This is a genomic window from Stenotrophomonas sp. STEN087, assembly GCF_056759115.1.
Map to the genome: position 1 here is coordinate 23,425 of NZ_JBRRCR010000043.1, position 10,477 is coordinate 33,901.

The window sequence follows — 10,477 nt, forward strand, 5'->3', positions numbered from 1 at the left end:
TACCGGACCCATGGATAGACTCAGCCTCATTGGACTCTTTCTCGCCCTGGCCTCGCTGGTCGGCGGCAGCATCCTGAAAGGCGCCGGCCTGGCTTCGCTGTGGTCGCCTGCCGCCTTCGTGATCGTGATCGTCGGCACCGTGGCGTCGATCCTGCTGCACACCGCCCCGGCGGTGTTCAAGCACGCCTTCAAGATCGTGCGCTGGGTCGTGCGCCCGCCGCACAGTGACCGCCACGAACTGATCAAGCAGATCGTCGAGTGGAGCAACATCGCCCGCCGCCAGGGCCTGCTGGGCCTGGAATCGCAGGTGGAAGCACAGCGCGACCCGTTCCTGCGCAAGGGCCTGCAGCTGCTGGTCGATGGCGTGGAGCCCGAATCGATCCGGCACATGCTGGAAATCGAACTGAGCGGCCAGGAACACCAGGACCAGGCCGCGGCCAAGGTCTTCGAGGCCATGGGCATCTATGCACCGACCCTGGGCATCATCGGCGCGGTGCTGGGCCTGATCGCGGTGATGAAGAACCTGGCCGACCCCAGCAAGCTGGGCCACGGCATCGCCGCCGCGTTCACCGCCACCATCTATGGCATCGCCTCGGCGAACCTGCTGTTCCTGCCCATCGCCGCCAAGCTGAAGGGCGTGATCGCGCACAACACCCGCGACCGCGAAATGGTCATCGAAGGCCTGATCTCGATCGCCCAGGGCGAGAACCCGCGCAACATCGAAACCAACCTCACCGGCTTCCTGCACTGACATGGCCCGCCGCAAGCACCACGAAGAGCACGCCAACCACGAGGCATGGGCCATCCCCTATGCCGACCTGATGACGTTGCTGCTCGCCTTCTTCGTGGTCATGTACGCCATTTCCTCGGTCAACGAGGGCAAGTACCGCATCATGGCCGATGCCCTGACCGATGCCTTCGGTGGTGCGCCGCGCACCATCAACCCGGTGCAGGTGGGCAACAAGCAGGTGCAGGGCGGCGGCTGGGACAGCCCCTCTGTGATCAAGTCGGGCACGAAGATCGGTCCGTCGGCGCCCGCGCCCACCCACGATCCCACCCTGCTGCCGGCGATGGCCTCGCAGATGCGCATGCCGGTCTCGGTGCACAACCAGGAACAGATCGCGCGCGCCGAGCGCCAGCTCAACAGCATCGCCGACCGCCTGACCGCCGCGCTGTCGCCGCTGATCGACCGCGGCATGATCAGCGTGCGCCGCACCGAGCTGTGGATCGAAGTCGAGATCAACAGCGACATCCTGTTCCCGACCGGCTCGGCCGCGCTGGACGTGCACGCACGACAGACCCTGGCCAGCCTGGCCGAGGTGCTGCGGGACGTGCCCAACAGCGTGCGCGTGGAAGGCCACACCGACGACGTGCCGATCGCCACCGCGACCTTCCCGTCCAACTGGGAATTGTCGGCCGGTCGCGCCGCCAGCGTGGTGCACCTGTTCGCCGACCAGGGCGTGCAGCCCTCGCGGCTGGCCATGGTCGGCTACGGCCAGTTCCGCCCGCGCGACGCCAATGACAGCGCACAGGGCCGCAACCGCAACCGGCGGGTGATGGTCATCATCCTGGCCGACACCAGCCATGCCGTCGATCCGCTGGGCGATCGCCTGAACGCCGCTGCAGGTGGCGGCAAGGCCGCCGCCGGCACGACCACCGAAGCCGCTGCCGCACCGCGCAGCGCCCCCGTTTCCCCCATCGCACCGGTGCAGTTGCCGCCGGTGCCGGCTGGCAGCCGCGTCGGCGCCGCCGTTCCCCCGGCAATGAAGGAGTAACCCGATGCGCATCTGGGCAGTCGCCAACCAGAAGGGTGGAGTCGGCAAGACCACCACCACCCTCGCCCTCGGTCGCGGCCTGGCCGCACAGGGCCACCGCGTGCTGTTGATCGACCTGGACCCGCACGCCTCGCTCACCCGCGCCTTCGGCGTGCCGGTCGAGCCGGCGCCGGCCGGCGTGCTGGAACTGTTCGGCGCGCCGCCGGCCGAGCTGTCCACGCTGAGCCACCCCAGCAGCATCGGCAGCCTGGACTACGTGTGCGCGCAGGCCTCGCTGGCCACCCTGGAACGGCGCAGCGCCAACCAGCCCGGGCTTGGCCTGGCGCTGCAGAACGCGCTGGCCCGCCACCAGGGCCAGCACGACTACATCCTGCTGGACTGCGCGCCGACCCTCGGCCTGCTGATGATCAACGCGCTGGCCGCAGCCGACCGCCTGATCATTCCGACCCAGGCCGAGCCGCTGGCCCTGCACGGCCTGGACGGCATGGTGCGCACTGGCGAGATGGTCGAGCGCTCGCGCCGCCGTCCGCTGCCGATCTCGATCCTGCCGACCCTGTTCGACCGCCGCACCCGCGCCGGCAACGAATCACTGCGCACCATGCAGGACCGCCACGGCACCCGCGTGTGGGAAGACGCGATCCCGATCGACACCCGCATCAGCAATGCCGCCGGCCTGACCCTGCCCAGCGTGGGCGAGGACTACCCGGGCCGCGGCCTGGCGGCCTATCGCCGTGCGCTGAACTGGATCCTCGGCGAAGACGCGCGTGCCCTGGAGCAGGCAGCATGAACACCCCCGGCGTGCTAGACGACTATCTGGACGAGCTGCTGGGCGAGGCCATCGCCGTCGCCGCGCCGCCGGCGCCGGTCGCCGCCGCGCCTGCGCCCGAGCGCGAACCGACCTGGGACGACCTGCCAGCCGAAGTCATCTACGAAACCGGCGACACGGCCGTTGCAACCGCCGTGGACGACGCCCTGCTGGAAGCCGCCTTCGAAGCCGCCGTGGTCGCGGCGCCCGAACGCGAACCCACCTGGGACGACCTGCCGGCCGAGGTCATCTACGAGACCGGCGACACCCCCGGTAGCGCCGGGCCACGCCCGGCGAGCGCAGCGGCACCCGAAACCGCCGCCGTCGTTGCGGCACCCGAACGCGAACCGACCTGGGATGACCTGCCCACCGAAGTGATCTACGAGACCGGCGACACCCCCGGTAGCGCAGGGCCGCGCCCGGCGAGCGCAGCGGCGCCCGAACGAGAACCGACCTGGGATGACCTGCCCGCCGAAGTGATCTACGAGACCGGCGACACCACCGGTAGCGCCGGGCCAGGCCCGGCGAGCGCAGCGGTACCCGAACCCACCACCGAGCCGGACGCCCCCAAGCCCACCTGGGACGACCTGCCGGACGAAGTGATCTACGAAACCGACAGCGCCGACAGCCATCGCCTGGCGCACACCGACAGCCCTGCCCTGCAGGCCGCGTTCGAGGCCGCCGCCGTAGGCGAGGCTGTGCCGCCGCCTGCGCCGGTCGTGCCCGCAGCGCCCATCCCGGTAGCGCCGCGCCCTGCCCCTGCGCCGGTCGCACGCGCCGCCGTCGCACCGCCGCCGCGCGTTGCCCTCGATGCGCCGTCCGGCATCCGCCCCGGCAGCTGGCAGGAACTGCAGGCGCAGGCCCACCAGCCGCCGCATGGCGCCAACCCGCACAACCGCCGCGCCGCCGAACGCACCTCGCGCTGGCTGCGCCTGCGCTGTGGGACCCAGGCCTATGCACTGGAACTGCTGAAGGTGCAGGAAGTGGTGCTGCCCGTACCGCTGCTGCCGCTGCGCGGCACGGCCCCGGCCATGCTCGGCATCATGAACCTGCGTGGCCAGGTGGTGCCGGTGATGGACCTGGGCATCCACCTGGGCGCGGCCACCGCCGAAGACGATGCGCAGACCCGCATCGTGGTGCTGGAAGAGAACGGTGAAACCCTCGGCCTGCGCGTGTCGGCGGTCGAGGACGTGGCCAGCCTCACCGATTCGCAGATCGAGCCGCCCGATACCGCCCGCATCTGCCAGATCTCCAACGAGCTGTTCCGCGGCGTGGCCCGCATCAGCCAGCGACCGATGATCCTGCTCGATGCGACCCGGTTGTTGGCCTGAGTCCCATCCACGCATTGCGTGGACCTACTGGACGCGCCCGCGTGGATATGCGGCCAATCGATTCAACCCTAAAGAACCCCTGCCGGGTGCCGTTATGGATCTCGGAACCGTTTGTCCGGAGCAACGATGAGCACTGTCGAACTGGGTGACGATCTCGGCATCGAGAACAGCACCGAGCTCAAGAACCGCCTTTCGCCCCTTGTGGCGGAAGCAGGCGAACTGACCCTGGACGCAAGCCAGGTCGGTCGCATCCACACGGCCAGCGTGCAGGTGCTGTGTGCGTTCGTGCAGGCGCGCCGCGAGGCGGGCCTGGGCACCGGCTTCCACGGTTGCACTGCAACCTTTCGTGACGCCGCCCGCCTGTTGGGCGTCACCCAGGCCCTGGGCCTGGACGTACCCCATGACAACCTGAAATCTGTGGAGAACGCTGCATGAGCGCACGTATCTTGGTGGTGGACGATTCGGCGTCGATGCGCCAGATGGTTTCCTTCGCCCTCACCTCGGCCGGTTTTGCCGTCGAAGAAGCCGAAGACGGCGCGGTCGCGCTCGGTCGCGCCAAGGGCCAGCGTTTCAACGCGGTGGTCACCGACGTCAACATGCCGAACATGGACGGCATCAGCCTGATCCGCGAGCTGCGCCAGCTGCCGGACTACAAGTTCACCCCGATGCTGATGCTGACCACCGAGTCGGCTGCGGACAAGAAGTCCGAAGGCAAGGCCGCCGGTGCCACCGGCTGGCTGGTCAAGCCGTTCAACCCCGAACAGCTGGTCGCCACCGTGCAGAAGGTGCTGGGCTGATCGCCCGGCACCCCTGAACCGCCCCTACCCCACGTTTCCGGATTGCCTCTGCCATGAGCATGGACCTGCAACGCTTCCACGCCACCTTCTTCGAGGAGAGCCGCGAAGGCCTCGACGCGATGGAGGCCGGCCTGCTGGCCCTGGAATCGGGGCAACAGGACGCGGAGATCATCAATTCGGTGTTCCGCGCCGCCCACTCCATCAAGGGTGGCGCCGGCACCTTCGGCTTCGATGCGATCGCCGGCCTGACCCACGTGCTGGAAACGCTGCTGGATGAGCTGCGTGCCGGCAAGCGTGCGCTGGAACCGGCCGCAGTGGACGCGCAGCTGTCCTCGGTGGACGTGCTGCGCGCCCTGCTGCGCGAAGCCGAGCACGGCCAGGCCGCTGATCCGGCCGCCGTAGCCGCGGTGAAGGCGCGCCTGGAAGCGGTGCTGTCCGGCCAGGTGGCCGCCAGCGCTCCGGCCGCTGCCGAAGCCAAGGTCGACGATACGCCCGAAGCCTGGCAGATCGGCTTCACCCCGGCGCCGTCGCTGTTCATGAGCGGCAACGATCCGCTGCGCATCATCCGCGAACTGGAACACCTGGGTTCGCTGCAGGTGGCCGCGCGCATGGAGCGCCTGCCCGGCTTCGCCCAGCTCGACCCGCTCGAAGCCCACCTGGCGTGGGACCTGGGCCTGGTCGGCAAGGTGCCGCGCAGCAAGATCGAAGACACCTTTGCCTGGGTGCTGGACGACTGCGAACTGGACATCCGTCCGGCCGCGCCGCCGAGCCTGGCCACCCAGGCCCCCGCTGCACCCGTTGTTGCCCCTTCCACCCCCGTTGCACCGGTGGCTGCAGCCGCCCCCGCCGCGCCGGCCGCCAGTGGTGGCGGCGCACAGGAAGCCGAAACCTCGATCCGCGTCAGCGTGGACAAGGTCGACGCACTGATCAACCTGGTCGGCGAACTGGTCATCACCCAGGCCATGCTCAAGCAGGTCTCGCACGCACTGGACCCGGTGCATGCCGAAAGCCTGTTCGCCGGCCTGGACCAGCTTGAACGCAACACCCGCGACCTGCAGGAAGCGGTGATCGGCGTGCGCATGCTGCCGGTCGATGCGGTGTTCCGCCGCTTCCCGCGCCTGGTCCGCGACCTCTCGACCCGCCTCGGCAAGCAGGTGCGCCTGCGCACCGTCGGCGAAGGCACCGAACTGGACAAGGGCCTGATCGAAAAGATCGCCGATCCGCTGGTCCACCTGGTCCGCAACTCGATCGACCACGGCCTGGAAATGCCCGACGTGCGTCGTGACGCGGGCAAGGACGAAACCGGTACGATCACCCTGGCCGCTTCGCACCAGGGCGGCCACATCGTCATCGAAGTCAGCGACGACGGCCGCGGCCTGAACCGCGACAAGATCCTGGCCAAGGCACACGAACGCGGCCTGGCCGTACCGGACAACCCGACCGATTCGCAGGTCTGGGACCTGATCTTCCAGCCCGGCTTCTCCACCGCCGATGCAGTAACCGATCTGTCCGGGCGTGGCGTGGGCATGGACGTGGTCCGCCGCAACATCCAGGCACTGGGTGGCGAAGTGCAGATCGAAAGCAGCCTGGGCAGCGGTACGCGCACGCTGATCCGCCTGCCGCTGACCCTGGCCATCCTCGACGGCATGACCGTGGCGGTGGCCGGTGAAACCCTGATCCTGCCGCTGGCCTACGTGCTGGAAGCCCTGCAGCCGCAGCCCGAGGACATCCGCAGCATGGCCGGCGAAGGCCGCGTGCTGCGCGTGCGTGGCGAGTACCTGCCGATCCTGTCGCTGAGCGAGTACTACGGCTATGGCGCCCGCAGCGCCAACAGCGAATCGCTGGTGGTGGTGGTCGAGGGCGATGGGCAGAAGATCGCCCTGGAAGTGGACGAACTGGTCGGCCAGCAGCAGGTGGTGGTGAAGAACATCGAGAACAACTACCGCCGCATCGGCGGGGTGTCCGGTGCCACCATCCTTGGCGACGGCCGTGTCGCCCTGATCGTCGACATCGGTGGCCTGGTGCGTTCGCTGCGCGTGCCGCAGGCCGCCTGACCCACCGCACCGCGTTGTACCCGAACCGCCGCCCGCAGGGGCGGCGGTTTTTGTTTGCGCGCAGCCGCGCCGGGGTCGCGCCACGCCGGGGTCGGATCCCTTTGCGCAGCAAAGGGCTCTGACCCCACACGAGCATCACGCACTGTGATCTCCGTCATGAAGGCAGTTTCCACTGCAACCATGCAAGCAAGCGAACGCGCCCGCCCCACAAGGCTTTCGTGCCAATTCACCCTACGCACACGAATATGACATCCGTCCATAAAGTCCGCGCGGAGCACGCCGCTATCTGGCTTTGACGGCAGTCACCGAACCCCACCGGCACGACCGTTTCCCTCTGCACTCCCCCGGCCCGCGCCCGTGCGCCGGCCACCTGCCCACCCGGAGCACCCTGCATGAAGTGGTTCCATGATCTGCCCATCGCCCGCAAGCTGGCCGTGGGGTTCACCCTGACGACGCTGATGACCCTGGTCCTGGGCCTGTTCGCCCTGGTCCGTCTCAGCGAGGCCAACGCCCAGCTGGGAGCGATGGCCTCCAAAGACATCCCGTCGGTACAGCATCTGGGCGAGGCGCGCTCGCTGCTGGGCGAGTTCCGCACGTATGAAATGGCCCTGCTGACCATGCTGGACCAGCCGGACAAGGTGGCCGACTACAACAAGCGCATGGATGACACCGCCAGAACGGTCCGTGAGCAGCTCGACGCGTATGCCGTCATCCCGGCAGGCGACAAGGAACGCGCACTGTTCGCGCCGGTCAAGGCCAACGTCGATGCCTACTTCGCAGCGAATGCGAAGTTGCGTGCAGCGGTCGATGCCGGCGATGGCGCACTGGCCCAGCAGATTTCCGACGAGCAGTCGCGCACCGCGCGCCGCAAGGCATTCGATGACCTCAAAGCGCTGAGCGCCTTCCTCGGCACGCAGATGCAGGGCAAGATCGACGCCGCCAACGCCACCCACCGCAACAGCATGATCGCCATCATCGGCACCATCGTGCTGCTGTCGCTGGTCGCCGCTGCACTGGCCGTGGTCATCTCGCGCGCCGTCACCGTGCCGCTCGGCAAGGCACTGACCGCCATCCAGGCCGTCGCCCGCGGCGACCTCAGCGTCACCACCCAAGCCACCAGCAAGGACGAAGCCGGCCGCATGCTGACCGCCACCAGCGACATGACCGCCATGCTGCGCCGCTTCTCCGAGCAGACCCAGCTGATGGCGCAGATGCATGCCGGCCCGGACATCAGCCACCGCATCCCGGAAGACTTCCCCGGCGTGTACGGCCAGCTGGCCGGCGGCATCAACACCGTCATCTTCGAACACCTCGATTCGATCCGCGCCGCCTTCGACGTGCTGAACCAGTACGCCGCGGGCAACCTGACCCAGGATGCGCAGCGCCTGCCGGGCACCCGTGCGTTCCTGCACGAAGCGATGGATGCCGCCAAGGCCAGCCTGCTGGCCATCAACACCCAGATCCAGCAGCTGGCCAACGCCGCGGCCGCTGGTGACTTCAGCCAGCGCGGCGATGCCGATCGCTTCGATCATGACTTCAAGGTGATGATCGAGCAGCTGAACTCGATGATGCAGGTGGCCGATGGCAACCTGGGCCAGCTCTCGCAGCTGCTGCAGGCCATCGCCGAGGGCGACCTCACCGCACGCATGGATGGCCAGTTCCACGGCGTGTTCGCCCGCATGCGCGACGACGCCAACACCACCGTCAGCCAGCTGACCCAGATCGTCGGCCAGATCCAGGCCAGCGCTGGCAGCATCACCCTGGCCGCCGGCGAGATCGCCTCGGGCAACAGCGACCTGTCGCGCCGCACCGAACAGCAGGCCGCCAACCTGGAAGAGACCGCCGCATCGATGGAGGAACTCACCTCCACCGTGAAGCAGAACGCCGAGCACGCCCGCCAGGCCAACCAGCTGGCCATCGGTGCGCACGGTGTCGCTTCGCAGGGTGGCGAAGTGGTCGGCCAGGTGGTCGTCACCATGTCGGCCATCGAGGCGTCGTCGAAGAAGATCGCCGAGATCATCTCGGTCATCGACGGCATCGCCTTCCAGACCAACATCCTGGCGCTCAATGCCGCGGTGGAAGCGGCGCGTGCCGGCGAACAGGGTCGCGGCTTCGCCGTGGTCGCCAGCGAAGTGCGTACCCTCGCCCAGCGCTCGGCCGCCGCCGCCAAGGAAATCAAGGGCCTGATCGATGACTCGGTCGGCAAGGTCGCCGAAGGCTCCAGCCTGGTCCACCAGGCCGGCAGCACCATGGGCGAGATCGTCGCCTCGGTGCAGCGCGTCACCGACATCATGGCCGAGATTTCCGCCGCGTCGCAGGAACAGTCCGCCGGCATCGAGCAGGTCAACCAGACCGTGGTGCAGATGGACGAAACCACCCAGCAGAATGCCGCACTGGTCGAAGAAGCCACGGCCGCCGCACGGGCGATGGAAGACCAGGCCGCGCAGCTGGGCGAGGCCGTGGCCCGCTTCCGCCTGGCCACTCCCGGCCTGAGCGCTCCCGCACCGCGCGCCGTTGCCGCAGGCCCGGTCGCGCGCAAGCCCACCGCAGCTGCCATGCCGGCCCCGTCGCGGGCCCGCAAGCCGGTGGCGCAGCCTGCGCTGGCCGGTGACGGCGACTGGCAGGAGTTCTGAGCCACAGCGGGTCCGGTCGCGGCATGACCGGACCCGCATCAAGGCGGCGGCACCGTCTATGGAAAGTGATGCATTTCACACTTCATAATTGCCGACCCTGGCCGATACCTCTTTCAAGCCACGCGCCAGCGCGTGTCGGCCCCCGCCCCAGAACCAAGATTCCATGTCCGACGGCCACGACAACGACCAGCACGATGCCCACGCGGCCGACGCCGCCGACGAACGCTTCCTGGTGCGCAATCCCCGCCAGCTGCGCCAGCTGCTGCGTTCGCTGATCGACCAGCGTTCGCTGATCAACGCCCACATCGACGGCCGTGATCGCTCCTTCCCGACCGCCCTGCTCGACCTGGACGAGGACGACGATTTCCTGCTGCTCGATGGCAGCCCGCAGGAAGCCTCCAACCGCGCCGCCGAAGAGGCCGATCACCTGCTCTGCTTCGCCCAGCTGGAACGGGTACTGGTGCGCTTCCGCCTGCAGGACCTGCAGCGGGTGGACAACGAGGGCCACGTCGCCTTCCGCGCGCCCCTGCCCGAAGAACTGGTGCACCTGCAGCGGCGCGAGCTGTACCGCCTGGAAACCCCCATCACCGATTCGCCGCAGCTGACCCTGCCCGCCGGTGAAGTGGGCAGCGACGCGCTGTCGATGCGCGTGGTCGACATCAGCGGCGGCGGCCTGGCCGTGACCGTGCCCAGCGACTGCGCTGTGTTCAGCCTGCAGAAGCGCTACAACGCCGTGCTGTCGATGCCTGATGGCCCGGACCTGCAGATTCCCCTGGTGGTCTGCAACATGCTGCCGCAGCGGCAACCCAACGGCATCGAAGTCAAGCGCATCGGCATGCGCTTCGACGACCTGCCGCGCGGTGGCGACAGCGCCATCCAGCGTTACATCTTCCGCATCGACCGCCAGCGCAAGGCGCGCCAGAAAGGCGAGATGTAAGTCCGTCCGGTAGTGCCGGACGCGGGCCGGCAACCGGGCCACCATGCCCGCCCGGGGCCGGCCCGAACGAAAAGTACCCCCCCTGCGTGGTAGACACACCGGGCCCCCAAAACTCACCACCCACGGGGCCGCTATGGAGCCTCGC

9 protein-coding genes are annotated in these 10,477 nt (G+C 68.6%); all 9 read left to right on the forward strand.

Features of this window, described 5'->3' with window-relative positions; translation table 11 throughout:
• Positions 1-10 precede the first annotated feature (10 nt).
• The 9 genes from ACVOK1_RS12670 (at position 11) to ACVOK1_RS12710 (ending at position 10,332) form a co-directional block, all read left to right on the forward strand.
• Positions 11-751, forward strand: coding sequence for a flagellar motor protein (locus tag ACVOK1_RS12670; protein WP_108768782.1), 741 nt, complete (start codon positions 11-13; stop codon positions 749-751).
• Between the two features lies 1 nt (position 752).
• Positions 753-1,775, forward strand: coding sequence for a flagellar motor protein MotD (motD, locus tag ACVOK1_RS12675; RefSeq protein ID WP_481562262.1), 1,023 nt, complete (start codon positions 753-755; stop codon positions 1,773-1,775).
• Positions 1,776-1,779: 4 nt separating this feature from the next.
• The gene (locus ACVOK1_RS12680; protein ID WP_481562263.1) at positions 1,780-2,562 is read left to right on the forward strand and encodes a ParA family protein; all 783 of its coding nucleotides are present in this window, start codon (positions 1,780-1,782) and stop codon (positions 2,560-2,562) included.
• The gene (locus tag ACVOK1_RS12685; RefSeq protein WP_481562264.1) at positions 2,559-3,911 is read left to right on the forward strand and encodes a chemotaxis protein CheW; all 1,353 of its coding nucleotides are present in this window, start codon (positions 2,559-2,561) and stop codon (positions 3,909-3,911) included. The genes ACVOK1_RS12680 and ACVOK1_RS12685 overlap by 4 nt, the downstream gene beginning before the upstream one ends.
• Before the next feature lie 126 nt (positions 3,912-4,037).
• On the forward strand, positions 4,038-4,346 hold the full coding sequence (locus tag ACVOK1_RS12690; protein WP_079221799.1) for an STAS domain-containing protein: 309 nt from the start codon (positions 4,038-4,040) through the stop codon (positions 4,344-4,346).
• A complete protein-coding gene (locus ACVOK1_RS12695) occupies positions 4,343-4,708 on the forward strand; it encodes a response regulator (protein ID WP_070207889.1) in 366 nt (121 codons plus the stop codon). The genes ACVOK1_RS12690 and ACVOK1_RS12695 overlap by 4 nt, the downstream gene beginning before the upstream one ends.
• 53 nt (positions 4,709-4,761) lie before the next feature.
• Entirely contained in the window at positions 4,762-6,762 is a 2,001-nt protein-coding gene (locus ACVOK1_RS12700) for a chemotaxis protein CheA (RefSeq protein ID WP_481562265.1), read from the forward strand.
• A 392-nt stretch (positions 6,763-7,154) separates the two neighbouring features.
• Complete coding sequence (locus tag ACVOK1_RS12705; RefSeq protein WP_481562266.1) at positions 7,155-9,395, forward strand: methyl-accepting chemotaxis protein; 2,241 nt, start codon at positions 7,155-7,157, stop codon at positions 9,393-9,395.
• A gap of 163 nt (positions 9,396-9,558) precedes the next feature.
• On the forward strand, positions 9,559-10,332 hold the full coding sequence (locus tag ACVOK1_RS12710; protein ID WP_481562267.1) for a flagellar brake protein: 774 nt from the start codon (positions 9,559-9,561) through the stop codon (positions 10,330-10,332).
• Positions 10,333-10,477: the final 145 nt, after the last annotated feature.

Coding starts and splice junctions, on each gene's coding strand:
- ACVOK1_RS12700 (WP_481562265.1), top strand. CDS start 4,762: ATGAGCATGGACCTGCAACGCTTCCACGCCACCTTCTTCGAGGAGAGC.
- ACVOK1_RS12690 (WP_079221799.1), top strand. CDS start 4,038: ATGAGCACTGTCGAACTGGGTGACGATCTCGGCATCGAGAACAGCACC.
- ACVOK1_RS12680 (WP_481562263.1), top strand. CDS start 1,780: ATGCGCATCTGGGCAGTCGCCAACCAGAAGGGTGGAGTCGGCAAGACC.
- ACVOK1_RS12710 (WP_481562267.1), top strand. CDS start 9,559: ATGTCCGACGGCCACGACAACGACCAGCACGATGCCCACGCGGCCGAC.
- ACVOK1_RS12685 (WP_481562264.1), top strand. CDS start 2,559: ATGAACACCCCCGGCGTGCTAGACGACTATCTGGACGAGCTGCTGGGC.
- motD (WP_481562262.1), top strand. CDS start 753: ATGGCCCGCCGCAAGCACCACGAAGAGCACGCCAACCACGAGGCATGG.
- ACVOK1_RS12705 (WP_481562266.1), top strand. CDS start 7,155: ATGAAGTGGTTCCATGATCTGCCCATCGCCCGCAAGCTGGCCGTGGGG.
- ACVOK1_RS12670 (WP_108768782.1), top strand. CDS start 11: ATGGATAGACTCAGCCTCATTGGACTCTTTCTCGCCCTGGCCTCGCTG.
- ACVOK1_RS12695 (WP_070207889.1), top strand. CDS start 4,343: ATGAGCGCACGTATCTTGGTGGTGGACGATTCGGCGTCGATGCGCCAG.